Here is a 20,335-nt window from a genome sequence, read left to right on the forward strand (position 1 = left end):
TTGGCTCAACATATGCAAAGTTCAGAACAAAGCCACGATTCTCAGGTTAACCCTCAGAATCCAGATTCACTGCCGCCTGATTACCCATCTTGGGCGGCGAAGCAAAAGCAGGAATTTCTCTGGAATGAACGACTTCTAAAATCCCGTTATGATCACCTGCCCGCCCTGAAAAAAATTGATGTGATCGGTCTGTTTTTGACCGCTTTAAGGGCAAAGATGGATTATGAATCGGATGAGGCACCATCCAACTGGAAAAAGGCAATTCACGCCCACGCTAGTGTGGCTAAGATTCAGTTTGTGCCTACAAACCCTAACCCCTTCACTGGATTGTTTCAGGGAGCCGATTATGGGTTTCTGAGATTGTCTTTAACAGGTGATCCGAGCGATCGCGGCTTTGCTCCTGGCCTTGCCATCAAATGGCTGGTTGATGGAAAACCTTCTGAAGATTTTTCTGCACTGGTTTCATTAACAGGGCAGGGAAATAACTACAACTTCTTCGCAAATGAGTTTTCTAATATTGTTCCAGTTGTGCACCAAATTGGTCCCAGATTAATCAATCTCATTTTCATGCGAGTGACTAAACATCCAACCAAGCTGTCTTTAAAAGGATTGAGTGAAGTCGATCAGCAAGGTCGAAATGTTGATCATCCTCGCTATCCCACTCAAATCTTTCTTGTACCAGAACCAACTGTTCAATTTTCAGAAAGTCCAGGGCGAGATTTTCGCAATGACCTTGCCGCGATCGCTCCCGGAACCATACTTTTTTCGGTCTATGGAACGGACTCCAACCAAGCTGGAAACACTGAAGCCCAACAAACCCAAAATCGATTGAAGTCTAAGCTCATCGGACACATTAAAACCACATCTGAATTCATTGCCTCATCCTACGGCGATAGCCGTCTTTTCTTTAGACATCAACGCTTTCGTAAGCAATAGCTTCACTCTTGCTTACAAATTGCTACTATAAGAACATTTGATTCATCTAACTCATTGGAAGGTGACGTGCCATGACTGTTGTAACAGCGGATTTGATGACCATGTCCCAGAGTGAACTGGATGACCTTTACAAAAGGAGTTTCCCTGGTGCAATTCCTAATGGCGATGGTAGAGGCACAGCTATCATCGCTGCTGGTTCTGTGCTCAGCAAAAGTCTGGCTCCGATCGTTAAGCTACTGGCTTGGCGGGGAAAATTTTTTTATGCCGATCAGTCCTTCTTGCTGAATAAGATCACGCCCTTGAGTCTCAAGTTAATCAAAGCTCAAATCTACCGCGGAGAAAGTTGGATTGACGGTAAAGAAACCATCATTCTGGACTACTCTAAAACTTCGTTTGTTGCTCAGCGCATCCGAGATGAAATTCGGGAAGTCTCTCCTGGCCTTTATTTGGGCCAAGCTTACTGGGGAAAATCACGGGTATTGAATTTCATTCTTGAATTCTCAAACTCCCTCAAATAATGCAGGCATATGACTCACCAAGAGACTCTCACGGTTGTTGCCCCAATCAAGCCTGAGCAGATGGATAGCCTGAGAGAAGTGCTTCATTCTATCCAGCAAAATGTTGAACACAACAACCTGATTCCCTTTGCCCAGTTTCCACAGGTACATTTTGCCCGATTTGTCATTCTTGAGTCGGTTGTCGATCCTTTGCATGGCACAATCATTCCTGCAAGTTTGGCATTTTCAAGCTGTATTGATGCTCCCCTGAAAAGCTATGTGCGATCGCTGGTAGAGGTTTCTGGCCTGGGACTGGATCAGATCTTTAGCCACTGTCAAGGCTATCCCCCACCCGAGCAACGCACTGCTACCAGACAGATTGCCTATCTGCAACAACACCAGATTGAGACCCAAACTTTCTATGTAAACACTGTCGGTCGCACCGTACAACAGGTGCATCAGGAAGCAGATCTGCATGACCAGATTGAGGACTTTCTAGATCGCTACCAACGCCAACAAGGGGATGCCAGACCCGATGAAGACACAATTCGTCGGGCCATTCAGGACTTTGTCAAGCAGGAACCAACCCTTGCCTGGAGTCAGGCTCCAGCCGCATCCCCCGGTCTGAAGTGGAAAATTCAGGAAAAGCTGTATTTTGTCTTTGGTTTGCTATTCATTTTGCTGCTGGGTCTAGTCTTTTTACCCATCTCTCCCATCTTCTTTGCAATTTTACGATGGCAAGAAGAAATAGCTCCTCATCCCCGACAAGATCTAAATTTTAGATTAAGTCAGTTTCATCGCATCCACCTTGCCCAGGATGAAGACTTTTTTAGTCAAAATCAGTTCAGTGTCGTGGGTTTTGTTAAACCAGGTTGGTTCCGTTACATCACCCTGAACGTTATTCTGAGGCTGGTGAATTTTGTGATTCGCCACATTTTTAACAATGGCGATTTAGGAACAGTCCCTCTCCTCAATCTACATGGGGTAGATACCATTCACTTTGCAAATTGGGTGGTCATTGATCAGGGCCGACGAGTACTGTTTATGAGTAACTACGATGGCGACTTAGAAGATTATATGAATGACTTTATCAACAAAGTTGCATGGGGATTAAACCTCATCTTTGGGCATGGTGTGGATTATCCCAAAACGAGTTGGCTCGTGAAGGGAGGTGCTAGGGATGAACAGATCTATAAAGCAGTCCTCCGCAAATATCAAATTCGCACTCAGGTTTGGTATTCAGCCTATCCAAATCTTTCTGCGGTCAACATCATTAACAATTCCGAGATTCGAGCCGGATTGTTTCGATCGCTAGACTCTGCTGCCCAACAAGCATGGCTAGCTCGATTCTGACCAGATTGCGTCTCTTTTCCACAATTCCAGGGAAGCTCTATGAATCACCTCGAACTTCAGGATATTCAAGGCATCATCGCCCGTGGCTATGGCAATCTCGAAGCTGCGACCTACCTTTTGCTGCATATTCAGGATGCCCCTTTGACTCGACAATGGCTAGGGAACTTAGCGGATTCGATACAAACCTGTCAGGAGCCTCCCCGCAATCGCTGCCTGAATGCTGCCTTCAGCTATGAGGGACTTGTCGCTTTAGGATTGCATCAAAGTAGTCTTTGCACTTTTCCCACAGAGTTTCAAGAAGGTATGACCGAGCCGAATCGCAGTCGTCATCTGGGTGACCGTGAGGGCAGTCCAAATGACCCGAAATTATGGCTTTGGGGTGGTTCGGTTCCACAGCAAACTAAAGTACATCTTCTTCTGCTCCTCTATGCCAGTGATGAGCAGCAATTGGCTGAGTTTTATAAGACTCTCGCTGACCAGTTCTCTCAGGGTGGGGTTGATCTTATCCAGAAACTAGACACCAAACCCCTGAAGGATGAGGGCGGTTGCTTTCGCGAACACTTTGGTTTTCGTGATGCGATTAGTCAACCGATTATTGAAGGCTTAAACCGAGTCGGGGAATCTTATAACACTATCAAAGCGGGAGAATTTATCCTCGGCTATGCCAATGAGTACAATCTGCTGACAGAAAGCCCTAGAGTAAAACCTGAGTACGATCGCCACCACATCCTACCATCTGGTGAATTTGGCTACCCTGATCTAGGTCGTAATGGAAGTTATCTGGTCTTCCGACAGCTTAGCCAAAACGTTGAGGAATTTTGGCGTTTTTTGGACAAAGCCACTCAAGATCCTAACGGTTCCAGTAACCCTGAGGCTCGCCTCAAACTCGCAGCCAAAATGGTTGGTCGCTGGCCCAGTGGCACTTCCCTGGTGCAGTCTCCAGATCAAGATGACCCAACCGTTATCGATCAAAATGCCTTTGCCTACCATCATTTAGATACCCAAGGCTTTCGGTGTCCCATTGGATCTCACATCCGCCGCTCCAATCCTCGGGACTCTCTAGGTCCGGCTCCAGGTACCGAGCAATCCATCGCTGTGAACAAAACCCATCGACTGCTCCGCCGAGGCCGCACCTATGGGGAACCGATCAGTTCGTCCTTTGATCCGGAAGCCATTCTCAACACTCCAACCTCGGGAGAGCGAGGAATTCATTTCATTTGTATTAATGCCAATATAAGTCGGCAGTTTGAGTTTGTCCAGCATACCTGGATCAACAGTCCTAAATTTAGTGGTCTCTATGAAGAGATAGACCCCTTGGTGGGTGATCGCAATCTTTTTGGAACCAACGTTGATACATTTACACAACCCGCTAATCCGATTAGACACCGTACCTACGAACTACCTCAATTCGTAGTAGTGCGAGGAGGTGCTTACTTTTTCTTACCTGCAATTAAAGCTATCCGATATTTAGCTTCCTTTATCTGAATCATCTTTTTTTTGGAACAGCTTCGCAATCTAAAAAATGCTGATGCACGTTTACCTTTGCGAATTTTAATTGAAACCATTTTAGCTATGAACTCCAATACCAGTCGCCCAGTGCCACCTGCCAATACCGGCTCAGCCTTTTTGAATTGGTTAAGCAATACTTCCCTTTGGCTTTTGCAAACAGAGCGCCGATTTGATCCCTTTTTTCGGCCAGTATTCGATGCTTTATTTCAGGCTCCGATCGCAAGCTTAACCACCACTTTGATTAACATGAATCGCTCAAACGAAGGCTTAAAAATTGCGGAGGAAAAACCGATTCCAGATGAAGAAGCGTACCTCGAATCAATCATCTCAACCTTTGAAAAGCAGATGCGTGAACTCTGGAAACCTGGAGCTTTTGAACGCGGAGGTAACACAAAAACGCACGGCATTGTACGCGGAGAATTGATCATTCATGACGATCTCCCTGCCGAGTTCCGCCAGGGCATCTATGCACAACCGCAAACCTTCCGGGCATGGGTGCGCTTTTCGGGTCCTGGCCCCTATATAACGCCGGATATCGACGATGTAGGTTTCATGAGCATCAGCATCAAGCTAATGGGTGTACCTGGACCGAAGTTGTTGGATGATGAGAAGTTTACGCAAGATATGTTCGGCGTTTCCACACCAACCTTTGTGACCCCGGATACCAAAGCAAATGCTCAGTTGCAGATCGAAAGCTTGAAAAATGCACAAATTTTCTATTTTATTAACTGCCATCGTCCCCACATTCTGGACTTGATTATGCAGTCATTGTGGAACAAGACCCAGACTAGTCCATTGGAAGCTCCCTATTTCAGTTGTGTTCCGTATCTGCTAGGAGACGGCCAAGCCATGCAGTACTCCATGTGGCCGAAATCAACAAAACGGACTCCGATCCCCCAACTTCCTTGTCGTCCTCCCGATGACTATCTGCGCGATGCAATGGTTGCCACCCTTGCACAGGAAGACATTGAGTTTGATGTTCGCCTGCAACTGCAAACCGATCCACACCTAATGCCGATTGAAAACAATGCCGTACTCTGGCCCGAAAAGCTTTCGCCACGGGTATCAGTTGCCACACTGCGTATTCCTCAGCAGAAATTTGACTCTCCAGCACAATTGGACTTTGCCAAACGCCTCTCATACAATCCGTGGCATTGTATTCCCGAACATCGACCGTTGGGCAATCAAAACCGTGCTCGGAAACGAATGTATGCGGAACTTTCAAAACTGCGACAAACGATGACTGCTGTCCCCCACTACGAACCGACGGGAGATGAAGTCTTTGAGTAAAGTCTTTCACTATTGGTAAGTAGTCCCTCATGGCACAAAGGAGAGTAGAATACCAACTTCTTCATGGTACTCACCGACACAACGTGAATTACCGATCATCCTAGTCCGTGGATTTGGAGGACCCGACACAACGGATGAGCAAAAACTCACTTACCAAAGCCACACGATTCTCTACTCCCCACTCCCTACTTCTCGTCTTCGCTGTGGTCTACACATCTGAAAACTGCTGTAAGTTGGTAGCCCCAAATTCGTCAATCAATCTGCTGCCAAATCATGGTTTGGATTGGTTCAGCTACAACCGCATGTTCCTTTTCGTCTAATGTTTTGACATAAGGCATTGCCAGGTGTTTTGTTAATACTTCCATGCTTACCCAATTTTCATAGAGCATAAAGATAGATCGATCGTTAACCGATTGATGAATGCCATAGTTGATGCAGCTTTACTCGGCTCGTGTAAGTTCTGCAACAACGAGGATCTCTTGCTTGAGCATCTCCTCCCGCCCGGTTTGACCTTGATTTGATCTGCAAGGTTATTTGCTCAGATGCCATTGCTGATTTCCCATATAATTGGAGCGGTGAATTTTATCAAATCTTACGTTGAAATCGCCTTCAAAACTGAGTTTTCTTTACTAATCACAATTCATTATGGATAACGCACTTCGATTGAAACAACCTCAGACCGCTTTAATTACAGGAGCTTCTAGTGGACTGGGATACGAATTTTCTCAACTATTTGCACAAGATCGGTATAATCTTGTGCTTGTTGCTAGAAATGAACAAAAGCTGAGTCAGTTAGCAAATGACCTTATATCCAGGTTTAGTATTGCAGTCAAAATTATTGTTAAAGATCTTTCTGATCTAGCTTCTCCAGAGGAAATTTTTACTGAGCTTCAGCAAGATGGGATTGCAGTAGACATTCTAGTCAACAATGCTGGGTTTGCTACGTATGGATTTTTCTCTGAAATTGACCTGCCAACGGAACTGCAAATGATGCAGGTTAATATAGTTACCCTGACGCATCTCACCAAATTATTTCTTAGAGAAATGCTGAAGCGTAAGTCAGGCAAGATCTTGAACATTGCGTCAACCGCAGCTTTCCTGCCGGGACCATTAATGGCTGTTTACTATGCCACTAAAGCTTATGTACTATCCTTTTCTGAGGCAATTGCTAATGAGGTGCAGGGTTCTGGGGTTACAGTGACGGTTTTATGCCCTGGACCAACTGAATCAGGCTTCCAAAAAAGAGCAGCAATGGAGCAATCTAAATTAGTGAAGGGACGCAAGATTCCAGATGCCGCTACTGTTGCCAAAGCAGGCTATCGTGCCTTGATGCGAAATCAAACAATCTTGGTTCCAGGTTTAGCCAATCAGTTACAAACATTCTCGATTCGATTTCTGCCTAGAAGTTTTGTAAGGCAAACAGTACGAAACATGCAGAAACGAAACGACTAGGTCATTTAATACAAATGAACCACTCTGCACTTTCAGTGCAGAGGTTCCTTGGGGGCTGAAAGCCCAAGTTAATTCAATCGCGTCATAAATTGTCGCATTCCTGATTCGACAGAGGTGCCAAGGTTTGTCTTTTGATCCACCGCCAGAGATTACTTATAGAGTTAGATCAGGCAGGGGATACTCAAGAGGCCATTACACCTGGTTACGCTGTCTTTTCCTCGCCTTGAACAAAAGCGCCACCCAATAGGTGAGTAGCAGCTAAAGCCTCCCACTAAAGTGGGTAGTTTCGACTAGCGCGTTTGGGACAATGAAAGATAAAAAAGTTCTAATTGTCACCACCAGCCATAACACCTTGAATAATGGCAAGGAAACGGGTTACTGGCTGGGAGAGGTGACGCATTTCTATCACATTCTTGCAGCGGCAGGCTTTGAAATTGACTTTACCAGCCCTAAGGGAGGTCAACCACCGCTCGATCAAAAAAGTTATGATTTGCGGGATAAAGACAATCGTCAATTTTGGGAAGACAAACGCCTTCAAACTCAACTGAATAACACCATTCCAATTGAAGCCGTTAACCCAGAGGATTATGCTGCCATTTACTATGCGGGTGGGCATGGGGCAATGTGGGATTTTTCCAATAATGAAAGACTTGCACAGGTGGCAACCCAAATCTATGAAAATGGTGGATTTGTCTCAGCCGTATGTCATGGTTCCGCCGGACTGCTCAACATTAAGCTTGCCAATGGTCGTTCTTTGCTAGATGGAAAAACAGTCACGGGGTTCGCTAATTTAGAGGAACAGTTGATTTGTTTGACTAAGGCGGTTCCCTTTCTTCTGGAAGACAAACTCAAAAAGCAGGGTGCGACCTACAAAAGAGCGATGATTCCCTTCATTCCCCATGTCGAGGTGAGCGAACGACTGATTACAGGTCAAAATCCTCAGTCTGCCAAAGCGGTGGCTAAAGCCTTGATTAAAGCTCTGCAAACACCGTAGCAAATTCAATCCTAAAATCCCAAAATATCCCATGTCAAATACCTCTAACTCAGTTCAAACACGAGAGGCTCTACCTCTAATCTTGGTTCGTGGCTTTGGTGGCACAGATGTTGTTGATGAGCAGAAAAATGCGTATCAGGGCTTCAATGATGGGACGGTTTATCCGCTGAAAAAAGGTAAGAACTATATCTATGAAGGTCTTATTCTTCGGTTGATGAAATCTAACTGGAAGTATCAAGATGCTACCAACGTAGTGAATTATTCCAACAAAGAAACTGCACATCTTCGCGAAAATCTTCCGCCAGGATTAGAAGCATTGGATCAAGCGGGCTTTTTTTCTAAAAGTAAAGTTGTGATTGATCCAGCTATGGCTCTCAGCCTGATCAACTCAAATAATGATCCGCGTCAAACGATATGGGTGTTTCGATACTATGATTTGAGCGATCGCGCCTTTAAACAATATGGCATTGCTTTAACCCGACTGATCGACTTTATCCGCACCTTGGTTGATATTAAACTGAAGGCAAAAGGATTTGAATCGTACATCAACAAAGTGAATATTGTTGCCCACTCGATGGGGGGACTAATTGCTCGTCAATCTATTCAAGGCGCTTTCCAGGATAAAGAAACGAGAGTAGGGAAAGCCACTGCGGAGCAATCGATTAACAAAATTGTGACGCTGGGAACACCACATCAAGGAATCAGTTTTCAGCTCTTGCAAGAACTCTCTTGGATTCCTTTTTTGCAAGCGGATGATGAAATCGAGCAATTCAATCCAACAAAGCAAAACGATTCCACCAATACGGTTGGATTCAAGCAATTCAAAGATCATTTTCCACTCGATCGCCTGTTAACGATCGTTGGGACAAACTATCGTACATAGGGCTTGCTGAATTTTCCCGCGATCGCAGTCTCGCGCGCAATCGCACAGCCGGAAAATCTAGTCGGAAGTTACCCCGCGACGCGGGGTAACTTCCGGCTGAAACCATTACCCAATATGACTTTCCAGCATTTGGGAAAATCTGTTACATGACTACATTTTGTGGAAACCCTTATGTGGCGCTGGTTTTAGCCAATTTTGGCTCAATAAAATCATATATCGTGGTTGAATCGACAAAGCTTAAGAAAAGCTTAAATTACATGACTACACATTTTTGAGGCAAAATGGCTATAAACAAAGCAGGACAAGGGTTTCAGCCAACCAAAGTTGCCCCGCAGGGGGCAACTTCCGTTTAATCCAGCTCATGATTTTTCTCCCTCAACTAAACGTTGACGTACACCTGTGAGGCGATCGCGCCAGGTAATCTGACTGAGTAATACCAGCAGGAGAAATCCTCCCAAACCCAGCAGAATGAATTTCCAAGTAGAAGAAAGCTGGAAAGATGCAACTTCGGTGCTACTTGTGTTTGGTGTTTCTGATTGATTGGCTGCTTTAAAGAAAGCCAGTAGATCAGCTTGTTCGGCTTCCGTCAGCTGACTGTTTTGATAAATGCTTTGCATAGTCGGGAATGGTAAGGTGGGCAAGACACCTTGAAGACCGACTTCGGTGTAGCGATCGATAACATGGGTTAAGTTCGGTCCAAGCGTGCCGCCCCGTAAGGCTCCCACCACATTCACTGTATGACAGGACATACAGGCAGGACCGCCATTTTGAAAGGGAATAGTTCCGGTAAATAACTTTTGTCCAATGATGGCATCACCAGCAATTGGTGAGTCTGTCTCTAACGATGTTGCGGTTGCTGTTTCTGGTGGGGTGGCAATGGCATTTCCCAACCCATTTTCCAGATAAACGACGATGGATTCAACTTGATCGGGTTGCAATCCCATATTGGGCATGGGAACGCCGTTATATTGCTGAACTAACTCAGTCGCGATCGCATCTCCCGATGCGATGACTTTCTCTGGTGCAGCAATCCAGCGTACTAACCAGTCGCGATCGCGTCTTTGAGTCACCGTTTGCAGATCGGGGCCATAACTTGCGCCACTGCCATCCATCGAGTGACAAGAGGCACAGGATTGTTCAAACAGCGTTTTTCCTTCCTCTACGGTAACGGCTGTTGCGGTCGCCATACTCCCGAACCACAGGATGCCGCTGGTCAATAGCATTACCAGTAAAGATCTGCCCCAGCAGCACCACCAGCGTTGCCATTGCTGAGTCAGCCGTGACATGAATTCCATAGGTTTTTCACCTTTGTTTTAAGCGTTTTTACTCAGTTCGTTTTGCACCCAAGAGAAGACGGCTACAGTGGCAGACATCCCCAGAGTGGCTGCGGCTAAGGCAATGACTTGTTCAATTTCTGCTTGGGAAATACCGAGAGCGAACGCTTTACGCACATTGGCACGCACCGCTCCCTCTCGCATCGCGCCAATCGCAATTCCCAACTTAATTAATCTGACCGTTTTGGCATCCAACGGTCCTTCTCTGCCTGCCTCACTGAGTTGCTCCCAAGCTTTTTCCAGTTTGGGATAGCGTTCAACAAACTGCTGATAGATTTCTGGGGGAATAGGAACAGCTTCCGCGTTCATAAAGACCTCCAAATTCCCAATTACACCCTACCTTCCCAGCATCAAAGCTAAGATGCCAAAGAATGCCTACACCGAAAACTGACGCGCTTTTTGCTGTTCCATTTCCATAGCACGGGGAAACAGCACATTGTTTTCTTTGTGAATATGCTGGTGCATATCTTGTTCAAAATTAGCTAGAGCATCCAGCATGGCACGATAGGTATTACACGCCCAATTTGGCGGAGTGAAGTCGTCGGTGAGTTGGCGCAGTTGTGCTAGGGCGATACCCGCTTCCTCATGCTCGAATTCCATGCAGCGCACTGGGTTAGCAAGAATGCCACTCTGGAATAAGCACAAAGTTTCCGATGATTCTAGCTGCCGAATCATCGGAAACAAAATCTGTTCTTCCTTCATCAAGTGCGTTGCTAGTTCTTGGGATAGGGCCAGAAATACAGCCTTAATTTGGTGTAAACGAGGTTCTTTATCCCCATGTACGGCAGCAACTTTCGCCGTCATTTTTTCTAGGCGCGGTAGCTCAGAATGTAGGTAAGCGTGGTGGGTTTGCTCGATGCGGTCGGCGAGTTCTGTCAGGGATAAAGTCGCTACATTCACTTCTGGTTCTTCGTCGGAGGCAGTGCTGGCTTCCAGTTGAGCCAGAAAACCCTGGGGGTCGATCCCGACCTGGCGGCAGGCTTCTTCTAGGGTCTTTTTGCCACCACAGCAGTAGTCAACTTTGGCTTGCTCGAACAAGCGGGAAAGGGAAGGGCGATCGCGGACAATCGCGCCTACGGTATCGTGGATTTGAAAGATTGTCATAGCTGCCTCCTGGATTGGATTTAGGTGATTTACAGTTGGTTTACCCTCACCCCAACTCACTTCTGACAACGGTTACAAGCGCCGGTTTCACGATGGGATGATTCCCGAAAACGTCATAATTGCCAGCTTGAATCTGCCTTTTCCTGTGACTTCATCAATACTTTCAAGCCTAAGCGAACGACTTTTGGTATTCCTTGACTTAAGTCAAAACAGACCTTAAAAGATTCTTAATTCTGAATTGTTATGGTTTGGGGGCGCAATTCGCCCCCTGAAGCTAAAAATACCAGTACTTAATTGCCTGGTATCAATCATTTGGACTATCGCCTAAAATTAAATAGTTCCAATTTAAATCAATAGCTTCAATCCACTCAATCTTATGCGACTTGCAGCAGTATCACTCCAGTATGACTTCTTACCACGCTTTTACAACATGGCAAGCATTAACGTGCTTTCCAACATGATGGTTCCTTTGGCGGGTATTGTTGACATAGCCTTTTTGGGACATTTAGCAGATATCCGCCACCTAGCAGGAGTTATTCTAGCCACTATACTGTTTGACTACCTTTACCGAGTGTTAAAGTTTTTGCGCTCCAGTGTCAACGCCTTAACTGCACAAGCCGTCGGGATGGATGACCACAAAACTATATTATTAGTCGGGATGCGGAGTGCTGTAATTGCGCTGGGACTGGGATTAATCATCTTGTTGTTGCAATACCCAATTCAAAAACTGGGGTTCTGGATTTTAAGCGGTTCTCCAGAAATTGAAAGTTCTGGAACTGACTATTTCTATGCCAGAATTTGAGCAGCTGCGGCGGTGTTGCTCAATTTTGTATTGATTGGTTGGTTTACGGGGCGAGAAATGAATAGTCTGGTGTTGTTGATGTCTGTCATTGGTAATGGTTCTAATGTTCTGCTGGACTATTTGATGATTGTCAAGTGGGGATGGGAAAGCATGGGAGCGGGACTGGCTACAGCAGTTAGTCAGTATTTGGCGTTAGTGACTGGCTTGGTGGGAGTGTGCTTGAGCATTCAATGGACAAAATTAGCAGCCCCCTTACAAGAGGTTTTTGATTGGGTGGCGTTAAAAGAAACTGTTGTTCTCAAAACCAACATTCTGGTGCGATTTTTAGTATTGATTTCTACTTATGCCATCTTTACAAATTTGAGTGCCACAATGGGAACAATTACCTTGGCAGAAAACGGATTGCTGTTGCAAATTGCTCTGTTGAGTCAATTTACCATCCAAGGGGTAGGGATGACAACACAAACCTTGACTGGCAATTTTCAGGGTAAAGGTTCAACAGAGAAGATGATTCCATTGTTGACTATTTCTGTAATTACCAGTTTATTTATTGCCCTATTTATTGCCATCGGCTCTGTGATATTCCCAGAGCCAGTATTTGGATTATTGACTAATCATGCAGAGGTGAACGAACACATTAGTAGTTATGTAATTTGGCTACTACCGCTTTTGGGATTAACTGCGATCGCTTTCATGTTAGAAGGATACTTTATTGGTTTAAAAGAAGGTGCAATTATTCGTAACACTGTGCTTTTAGCCTTGGCAATCGGTTTTACACCCCTAGCTGCAACAGCATGGTATCTCCACAATAATCACCTGTTATGGATGGCGCTGGTTTGTTACATGACCGTCATGATTGTAGTGCTGGGGTCACAATTACCTAAGACACTGGATAGCAAAAACTGTCACCAGATGTCTAATAACTCAAGTCCCTAGTAACTCAAGTTGCTAGTTATCTCTCTTGGAGCGGCTAATGGCTAATCGCTAATGGCGAGATTGGTAAAAATCCAAGATTAGCAATTAGCAATTAGCCAGCTGGCAACGCCCTTGTTTATAACTAGCAACTTGCGTTAGTAGTTAATAGTTGTGACAGCCGTAATGGGTAATGGGTAATTGGTAATTGGATTAACAGGCTTTTGCCGTCAGTACAATTACCAGAAACCGGGTTTTTGGCTCCGCCTGCGTCAGTCCTGAGATTCTTAATTGTGAATTGGCGAGGTGATGGGATGATGGAGGCGGGGAAAGACTCGATCCGCGATCGCACTGGGGTTGAGCAACAGCTACACAATCCTTAACTAAATATTACTATAATTACTCATTTTACAAGATATAAAATTTAACAATTCTCAATTCTCAATGGGGATAACGCGAAGGTTTCGCTGGATCTTCTCCTTAGCTTTTATTCTGTGTCAAGGTCTAGCAATTATAATTTTTTGCGGCCATGAAAGATAAAAATATCCAAAAAAATCCGCAGATAGTTGAAATCTGCGGATTTTTCGTTGTTGGCTTATTTGAGCAATACTAAAGCTAATAATTTCCTCTGAGCTTGCGGGTATTTTCCACTAAACTTTGAGCAAATTGATCGAACCGTTGCGCGAGTTTTTCATCTAACAGCTTGCCTTCTGAACCAAAGGCTTTCCATGCTTGTCCCACGGCTATTTGTTCGGGAATTACCCATCCATGTACCCATCTCATGATTATCCGCAAATCGTTGAGGGCGTTGCTGTTAGATTGACCGCCCAACACGCTAATTAAACCCGCAACTTTGCCGGATAATTGCTCGAAACTCATCAAATCAAGGGCATTTTTTAACACGCCGCTGACGCTACCGTGATACTCTGGCGTTGCTAAAATTATCCCGTCTGCTTGTTTGACTGCTGCGCGCAATTTTTCCACATCTGGGTAGTCTGGATACTCTTCTCCCCCATCGCAAAATGGTAGGTTCATTTTCCGCAGGTCGAGAATTTCTACTTCCGCCCCTAAAGCTTGTACTCGTTGTACTGCTTGCATTAATGCCTGGTAGCTATAGGAGTCGGGGCGTAAACTACCGGCAATTCCTACTATTTTGACCATATTTCCCTGTTCGACGTGTCTTTACTAAACGCAAAATTACTTAACTTCACTTAAACGTCTACTTCGAGGTAATACCTCTACTCGCGGGTTGATTTAGGGAGTTAAAGCGAAGTCATTACGACTACACTTAAGATCGCAAAGAAAATTAACAGATGTCAAGGAGAGATTAATGGGGAGAAGAACTGAGGCAAATCACCTTTGTTTCTATGAAAAATCGTCGGGTGGGGAACGAGCGAACGCAGCTGGAAACTTTGGTGATAGGATCTTCGGGCGTAAGTCCTGGGGAGAAGGAGCGCTGGCGCGATCTCGCTAGGGATCGTTGGCAGTTAAACTAAAAGCTATGAGCATCCAGACCTCCGTGCTAGCAGAGCTGCTGCAAGACCAGCCCCAGCTGCGTCCGCAAATGTACTTCAAGTCTTCCTTAACGGCACTCTCCCACGGGATGGAAGACCTAATACCCGCACATAGTAAGGGTTTGAACCCAGATGCCGCACCCCCAACTATCAAAAGGGGTTAGTACAGAGATTCTGGATTCCGAGAATTATTGTTGCTCGACGACATTACTAACTATCTGCTTGATGATTTTATCAATATATGCTTGCGAAAGGAAGCTATCAGCAAGAAGCCTCGCATTTTCTTTAATTTTTACCAACTGAACTGGATTCTTTATTAGGTTACATAAGACTTCTATCATCATTTCATTATTTTCTGCGACCAAGATATCCTTTCCAGGAGTGACAATGCCACGAAATCCATCTGCTGCGTTAGTACTCGCAACTATTGCACAGCCATATTGAAGAGCCTCTGCTAATTTAACATTAGCGCCCCCTTTGTTCCAAATAGGACACATGACAACTAAGGCTTGTTTGTATTCTTGCACGATATCGGCTACAAAACCAGCCGCATCAACGCCATCAATACCAGAATAAGCCTCTGTCCCATCCCCAACCAGACGAATTCTTAACTCTGGATTAATTGCGCGCAGGCGAGGCAGTACTTGAGTGATTAGAAACGTAATTGCATCTCGGTTTGGTTGCCAACCAGCGCTGCCGACAAATAAAATATTCTTCGCATCTGACTGCACATCGATCTGAGCTTTTGCGGTGGCAGAAATACAAGGAAGCCAAGTCGTGTTGCACTTATTCAAAATAAATCTATCATCTGGTCGAATCACAAAAACATGTTTGAATTTCGCCCCGCATCGATTCATCATATATTTTGTAACTGGCCATATAGCTCTAGTTAGCGTGGTTTCTGGCATAGGAAGACGATCCGCATCAAGAATACATGGCACAAAATGATGCGGGGCAGCAACCGAGGCTGCAAAAAAACTGCAAAAAGCAACATCAAATTGGTAGGTTTCTCTAATCTTTTCGACTTCTTTAATGGCGGGTAGATATAAGCGGAAATTGCTGAAACTAAGGTTTCTGCGTATCCAATACATCCGCTCTGGATTATGCGGTATACCGCTTGGCGCGGTATAATCTACAGTGGCGGGTATATTCTCTTGCGGTTGAGGAGCCAGCCACAGTACGCGACATTCACCTAATTTCTCTAACGCGATTTTGATAGACAAAAGACGTTGCCCTGTACCGTAGGTATCCGAAGGAACGTCTTTTGATGAAATTAATAGAGATTTTATTTTTTTCATTAGATGTAAAACCCAAGTTTAACTATTAAAACTCACCGTTCGCGCCATAAAAATAAGTAAAAACAACTATTTTTACTGGCGAGCGCACAAAAGAGAGAGTTTATTTTCCATCATTTCTGTGGATATTAACCCATGATGCGCAAATACGCAATCCGAGCAAATCGCCAATCTCGCGCTTTAACTTTTACTCGTCGGTTAATTGAGCTATAAAGCGAAGCCATTACGACTACAGTTAAGACCGCAAAGAAAATTTACAGATGTGAATGAGAGATTAATGGGGAGAAGGAGCGCTGGCGCGATCTCGCTAGGGATCGTTGGCAGTTAAACTAAAAGCTATGAGCATCCAGACCTCCGTGCTAGCAGAGCTGCTGCAAGACCAGCCCCAGCTGCGTCCGCAAATGTACTTCAAGTCTTCCTTAACGGCACTCTCCCACGCGATGGAAGACCAAGTTTTAGCGGGATTAGACGAACCATTGATTATTGCTAGTTTTCAGCGAGAGCGTTTTTACCGTCAAGAAGCTCATCGGTATCGCCGCATCGCGGAACAAACGAAGCAAGTGTACGTGCTGGCAGCATCGGAAACCAGCTTTACCAGTGGTTCGGGAGACTATGAAACCGTCGCCTTCTCACCAGAGGACGAATTAAGTCACGAATGGAACTTGATTGTAATTGGACAGCAATACGCGAGTTGCTTGGTATGTCGGGAAAGGGAGGGATTACCCACCGAGATTCAAGTGCCGTTTATCGACCCATCCCGTCGATTTGAAGGGATTTGGACATTTGACCGACAAGTCAGTTGCAAAGCCGCAGAATTGTTATTAAAGCTGATATTAGTGTATCGACCCGAATTAGAAGCCAAAATACAGCAGGCGCGATCGCTTTTTCTGGGAATTAACCCAGAAAATAGAGCTGGGGAAAGTTGCCCCATGCCCAATTCCCAATGCCCCAATCCCGACCCCTTCGCCCAACGCTTGGTTACCTATCTACAAGCTGGTCAGTATAAATTGCTCAAAGCTTATCGTTCGATTGCGGCTGCCGAACGTAAAGAGCGACTGGTAAATTCTATTACAGCTTCTATCCGTAAATCCCTGAATGCCCACGAAGTGCTAAAGCAAGCGGCGCAAGAATTGGGGCAAGCGATGCAAGTATGTCGGTGTCTGATTTATCGCTGCAAGCAGACCGATGAAACCAGGACGGTACAGCACGAGTTTTTAAGACCGGGCATTAGTTCGCTGGCGGGGGAAACTTGGCCTTTGAAAGACAATCCCCTATTCCAGGAAGTGGTGCAGCATCAGGAACGAGTCTACGTCGCCGACACGCAGCAAGATGTCAGGATTGCCAATTCACCGACGTTAAAGAAATTGGTGCGTCGGTTTGGGATTGTATCTTGGTTGCTGGTGCCAGTGCTGAATCGGGGTAGATTGTTGGGGATGCTGGAATTGCACCACTGCGGATTAAAGCCGCATCGGTGGGAAGATGATGCACTGGAATTGGTGGAAGCGATCGCATCCCAAATCGGGGTAGCCTTAATACAAGCCGAAGCCTACGCCAACTTAGAAGATTTAAATGGGCAACTAGAAGCCTTAGAACGCACCCGCAGCAACTTAATTGCCATTACCGGACACGAATTGCGGACGCCCCTATCGACGATACAAGTCTGTTTGGAAAGTCTCGCCAGCGAACCCGACATGTCGGCGGATTTGCGACAGGTAATGCTAAACTCGGCACTGGCAGACGCCGAACGAATGCGAAAACTCGTGCAAGACTTCCTCACCCTGTCAAAACTAGAAAGCGGACGGGTAGAATGGCATCCAGAAGCCTTACAAGTCGAAGAATGCGTCGAATTAGCCATTAGCAGTACTCGCGTCCGCCACTCCAAGCAGGAATTGCCCCAAATCGAAAACGCAGTGCCACCCGAATTGCCCCTGGTGCGAGCCGATGGAGAATGGTTGGTGGAAGTTCTCACCAAACTGTTGGACAACGCTTGCAAGTTTACATCCCCCCAAGGAAAGATTACAGTGCGGGCGCGGCAAAACGGCAATCAAATGCTAGAAATCACCGTCGCCGACACGGGGCGAGGCATCGAACCCAATCGTCTGGAAACCGTATTCGAGCGATTTTATCAAGAAGAAGGCGCTCTGCGGCGAACCACAGGCGGTACGGGGTTAGGATTGGCTATTTGCCGTCAAATCGTCAACGGCTGGGGTGGAAAAATATGGGCCGAATCAGATGGGAAAGACACCGGGAGTCAGTTTAACTTCACCATCCCCATCGTTGAAGGTAGCAGAGGAGCAGAGGAGCAAAAGGTGCGGGTGAGCAGGTGAGCAGGTGAGCAGAGGAGACAAGGGAGACAAGGGAGACTCTTGAACTAGAAGTAGTTTCTTCCCCAGCTCCCCCATCCCCTTTGCTCCCCCAATGACCAATTACCCATTACCCATTACCGATTGCTAAAGAAGTGTAACAGTTCCTCACAAAGTCTTTAGACAGAGGCGATCGCAGTGATACGATGCCCTAGAAACGTGGAAAACGTTCATTGACCGTCATTTATCTTCCCATAACTACAACGCGGGTAATCCCGAAAGTCTCTTTACGGAGGTTTTAGATGTCAGAAGAACTAAAAGGAAAAACCCCTATCTTTGGCGGCGGCACTGGTGGCTTGCTGACCAAAGCAGAGGTTGAAGAAAAATACGCCATCACCTGGACTAGCCCCAAGCAGCAGGTATTTGAAATGCCTACTGGCGGCGCGGCTATCATGAACGAAGGTGAAAACCTGCTGTACCTCGCCCGCAAAGAATACTGCATTATGTTGGGCGGTCAGCAACTGCGGGCAAAATTCAAAATCAACAACTACAAGATTTACCGGATTTTCCCCAACGGCGACGTCGAGTTCATCCATCCCGCAGATGGCGTGTTCCCCGAAAAGGTGAACCAAGGCCGTCCCTACGTCGGTAAGGTTGACCGCAGCATCGGCGAAAACCCAGATCCCGCCAAAATCAAATTCAGCGGCAAGAAAACTTACGATCCTTAATTGGTTGTAAGTGCTACAATAGATCTTGTACCGTGGGGCACACGGGAATTCACGCTTGAGGAGTAGGTCGCAAAGCCTAGCATCATCTCAAACAAGATGAGCCCAAGAATCCGTCAGATATTTCTGCGCGGAATGTCACAATTTTTGTGTTTGGAAAAGTCCGGCACGCATAGTAAAAGTCAAGTCTCGGAGGGTTATCTCTCCGAGATTTGATGTTTGAAGCGAGAGGGGAGCAGGTGAGCAGGGGAGCAGGGGGGAGGGGTGTAATGAGGGTAAAATTATTAACAAGAGTTGGATTTGTAGCTATGGCAATTTTAGCGATTAGCGCTACAACCAGTTTGGCACAGCAACAATCCGAGCGATATCCAACCGCAACCGAATTGCAAAGATTAAGGGAAAAATTACGCCAGCAAATTCGGTCAAGTAATATTCAAGACAGACGTTCCCCAGCAGAAAAACAAAGCAGAGAAGCTTTTGTCAGAGCTTGGTCAAGAGTCGCTCCCGCTGTCTCCCCTTTTTTAGGGGATTGGTCGGGATATGAGGAAAGTTTGAGTATTTATCCATCCAATACAAGCGGGCGCGTTTGTTTGATTTATATTGGGATCCAAGAGGCTGAATTAAGTTTGGGAACCGTCTCTAATGGACAAATCCGCACGAATCGAAGAGAAGTTATTTTAAAAGAAGGAGACTACTTGGGAGTGGCGAGTGTAAGAAATAATCAACCAGATATTTTTGTCGAAACTCCTTATCACTCCCCGGTATCTTTGCCAGCACCTAGACAATTCGCTCAGTCATCGGGAACCACTACAGAGGAGGTGAATAAAGTAGTGCGGGAATTTAATGCATCTGGTTGTAGGTTGGCGCTGCCATCCTTACGGTAAAATTGTCATACCCTTCAAATAACGATGCTTATGAAAAGCCAATCGCTCCTTAGTATTAGCTTATTGAACTTAGTTATGTTAGCTGGATCAATCCCGGTTTTGTCCCAATCTACACAGACATTTCAAAGCTTACCCAATGGCGTGTATCTTTATGGGGAATCTCAAATGCCAGACGAAAAAGATACTTATTACTTTGTCTTGCGTAAAACTGGGAATAACATTATCGGCATGAGCTATACAGGTATGGAAAGAAATGAGTGCTTTAGAGGCACAATTAGCCAAAATACAATTAACGATCTAACCGTGGCAGAAGTCGAGCCGAATTCGACAGTAGGATGGCAATTTAGTCAAGGAGAAACGCCCTTAGATTTGAATGAATTATATAGAATAGACTCGCAGAAAATACATGAAGGTGCTTTAGGACAGTTGCAGGAATGCGTCACGCTATTTTCAAATAGAAGATAGCCGAAGTGCAGATGGCAAAACCAAAGATGGGAAATTTGAAATCTAAAATCTGAAATCTAAAATCTAAAATACTCAATAAAACT

The 20,335-nt window shown here is 45.6% G+C and carries 20 protein-coding genes and 1 pseudogene; 15 read left to right on the top strand and 6 right to left on the bottom strand.

Annotated features, from left to right (window positions below; genetic code table 11):
* The 5 genes from MiSe_RS01170 to MiSe_RS01190 all read left to right on the top strand — a co-directional run bounded on the left by MiSe_RS01170 (position 1) and on the right by MiSe_RS01190 (position 5,585).
* The gene (locus MiSe_RS01170) at positions 1-936 is read left to right on the top strand and encodes a hypothetical protein (protein ID WP_226573054.1); all 936 of its coding nucleotides are present in this window, start codon (positions 1-3) and stop codon (positions 934-936) included.
* Positions 937-1,007: 71 nt separating this feature from the next.
* Positions 1,008-1,454, top strand: coding sequence for a hypothetical protein (locus tag MiSe_RS01175; RefSeq protein WP_226573056.1), 447 nt, complete (start codon positions 1,008-1,010; stop codon positions 1,452-1,454).
* Positions 1,455-1,463: 9 nt separating this feature from the next.
* Complete coding sequence (locus MiSe_RS01180; protein WP_226573058.1) at positions 1,464-2,786, top strand: hypothetical protein; 1,323 nt, start codon at positions 1,464-1,466, stop codon at positions 2,784-2,786.
* Positions 2,787-2,825: 39 nt separating this feature from the next.
* Positions 2,826-4,271 carry a Dyp-type peroxidase gene (locus MiSe_RS01185; RefSeq protein WP_226573060.1) on the top strand — a complete coding sequence of 482 codons (1,446 nt, stop codon included), beginning with the start codon at positions 2,826-2,828 and terminating at the stop codon, positions 4,269-4,271.
* Positions 4,272-4,283: 12 nt separating this feature from the next.
* Complete coding sequence (locus MiSe_RS01190) at positions 4,284-5,585, top strand: catalase family protein (RefSeq protein ID WP_226573061.1); 1,302 nt, start codon at positions 4,284-4,286, stop codon at positions 5,583-5,585.
* Positions 5,586-5,836: 251 nt separating this feature from the next.
* Here MiSe_RS01190 and MiSe_RS01195 read toward each other — a convergent pair whose 3' ends face one another.
* The gene (locus MiSe_RS01195; RefSeq protein WP_226573433.1) at positions 5,837-6,019 is read right to left on the bottom strand and encodes a putative quinol monooxygenase; all 183 of its coding nucleotides are present in this window, start codon (positions 6,017-6,019) and stop codon (positions 5,837-5,839) included.
* A 211-nt stretch (positions 6,020-6,230) separates the two neighbouring features.
* Between MiSe_RS01195 and MiSe_RS01200 the strand changes: the two genes are divergently transcribed.
* The 3 genes from MiSe_RS01200 to MiSe_RS01210 all read left to right on the top strand — a co-directional run bounded on the left by MiSe_RS01200 (position 6,231) and on the right by MiSe_RS01210 (position 8,914).
* A complete protein-coding gene (locus tag MiSe_RS01200) occupies positions 6,231-7,037 on the top strand; it encodes an SDR family NAD(P)-dependent oxidoreductase (RefSeq protein WP_226573064.1) in 807 nt (268 codons plus the stop codon).
* Between the two features lie 307 nt (positions 7,038-7,344).
* Complete coding sequence (locus tag MiSe_RS01205) at positions 7,345-8,031, top strand: type 1 glutamine amidotransferase domain-containing protein (protein WP_226573067.1); 687 nt, start codon at positions 7,345-7,347, stop codon at positions 8,029-8,031.
* Positions 8,032-8,062: 31 nt separating this feature from the next.
* Complete coding sequence (locus MiSe_RS01210; protein ID WP_226573070.1) at positions 8,063-8,914, top strand: esterase/lipase family protein; 852 nt, start codon at positions 8,063-8,065, stop codon at positions 8,912-8,914.
* A 359-nt stretch (positions 8,915-9,273) separates the two neighbouring features.
* Here MiSe_RS01210 and MiSe_RS01215 read toward each other — a convergent pair whose 3' ends face one another.
* The 3 genes from MiSe_RS01215 to ric all read right to left on the bottom strand — a co-directional run bounded on the left by MiSe_RS01215 (position 9,274) and on the right by ric (position 11,352).
* Positions 9,274-10,209: a c-type cytochrome gene (locus tag MiSe_RS01215; protein ID WP_226573073.1), complete on the bottom strand. Its 936-nt coding sequence runs from the start codon at positions 10,207-10,209 to the stop codon at positions 9,274-9,276.
* A gap of 18 nt (positions 10,210-10,227) precedes the next feature.
* The gene (locus MiSe_RS01220; protein WP_226573076.1) at positions 10,228-10,557 is read right to left on the bottom strand and encodes a carboxymuconolactone decarboxylase family protein; all 330 of its coding nucleotides are present in this window, start codon (positions 10,555-10,557) and stop codon (positions 10,228-10,230) included.
* A 66-nt stretch (positions 10,558-10,623) separates the two neighbouring features.
* Complete coding sequence (ric, locus tag MiSe_RS01225) at positions 10,624-11,352, bottom strand: iron-sulfur cluster repair di-iron protein (RefSeq protein WP_226573079.1); 729 nt, start codon at positions 11,350-11,352, stop codon at positions 10,624-10,626.
* Between the two features lie 376 nt (positions 11,353-11,728).
* Here ric and gntT point away from each other — a divergent pair.
* Both gntT and MiSe_RS01240 read left to right on the top strand, forming a co-directional pair.
* Positions 11,729-13,090 (top strand): annotated as a pseudogene (gene gntT, locus MiSe_RS01235) (guanitoxin biosynthesis MATE family efflux transporter GntT).
* Positions 13,091-13,290: 200 nt separating this feature from the next.
* On the top strand, positions 13,291-13,449 hold the full coding sequence (locus MiSe_RS01240; RefSeq protein WP_226573087.1) for a hypothetical protein: 159 nt from the start codon (positions 13,291-13,293) through the stop codon (positions 13,447-13,449).
* 232 nt (positions 13,450-13,681) lie between these two features.
* Here MiSe_RS01240 and MiSe_RS01245 read toward each other — a convergent pair whose 3' ends face one another.
* Entirely contained in the window at positions 13,682-14,227 is a 546-nt protein-coding gene (locus MiSe_RS01245; RefSeq protein WP_226573090.1) for an NADPH-dependent FMN reductase, read from the bottom strand.
* A 340-nt stretch (positions 14,228-14,567) separates the two neighbouring features.
* On the opposite strand from MiSe_RS01245, the gene MiSe_RS01250 reads away from it, so the two are divergent.
* On the top strand, positions 14,568-14,744 hold the full coding sequence (locus tag MiSe_RS01250) for a DICT sensory domain-containing protein (protein ID WP_226573093.1): 177 nt from the start codon (positions 14,568-14,570) through the stop codon (positions 14,742-14,744).
* A 24-nt stretch (positions 14,745-14,768) separates the two neighbouring features.
* On the opposite strand, the gene MiSe_RS01255 is transcribed toward MiSe_RS01250, so the two are convergent.
* A complete protein-coding gene (locus MiSe_RS01255; protein ID WP_226573096.1) occupies positions 14,769-15,878 on the bottom strand; it encodes a glycosyltransferase family 4 protein in 1,110 nt (369 codons plus the stop codon).
* Positions 15,879-16,213: 335 nt separating this feature from the next.
* Here MiSe_RS01255 and MiSe_RS01260 point away from each other — a divergent pair, with 335 nt between their 5' ends.
* The 4 genes from MiSe_RS01260 to MiSe_RS01275 all read left to right on the top strand — a co-directional run bounded on the left by MiSe_RS01260 (position 16,214) and on the right by MiSe_RS01275 (position 20,252).
* Positions 16,214-18,202 carry a DICT sensory domain-containing protein gene (locus MiSe_RS01260; protein ID WP_226573099.1) on the top strand — a complete coding sequence of 663 codons (1,989 nt, stop codon included), beginning with the start codon at positions 16,214-16,216 and terminating at the stop codon, positions 18,200-18,202.
* 278 nt (positions 18,203-18,480) lie between these two features.
* A complete protein-coding gene (locus MiSe_RS01265; RefSeq protein ID WP_226573101.1) occupies positions 18,481-18,906 on the top strand; it encodes a photosystem I reaction center subunit II PsaD in 426 nt (141 codons plus the stop codon).
* Positions 18,907-19,211: 305 nt separating this feature from the next.
* Positions 19,212-19,787, top strand: a complete 576-nt coding sequence (locus tag MiSe_RS01270; RefSeq protein WP_226573104.1) for a hypothetical protein — start codon at positions 19,212-19,214, stop codon at positions 19,785-19,787.
* A gap of 75 nt (positions 19,788-19,862) precedes the next feature.
* A complete protein-coding gene (locus tag MiSe_RS01275) occupies positions 19,863-20,252 on the top strand; it encodes a hypothetical protein (RefSeq protein WP_226573108.1) in 390 nt (129 codons plus the stop codon).
* Positions 20,253-20,335: the final 83 nt, after the last annotated feature.

The sequence above is a fragment of the Microseira wollei NIES-4236 genome, assembly GCF_020521235.1.
Taxonomy (GTDB): domain Bacteria; phylum Cyanobacteriota; class Cyanobacteriia; order Cyanobacteriales; family Aerosakkonemataceae; genus Microseira; species Microseira wollei.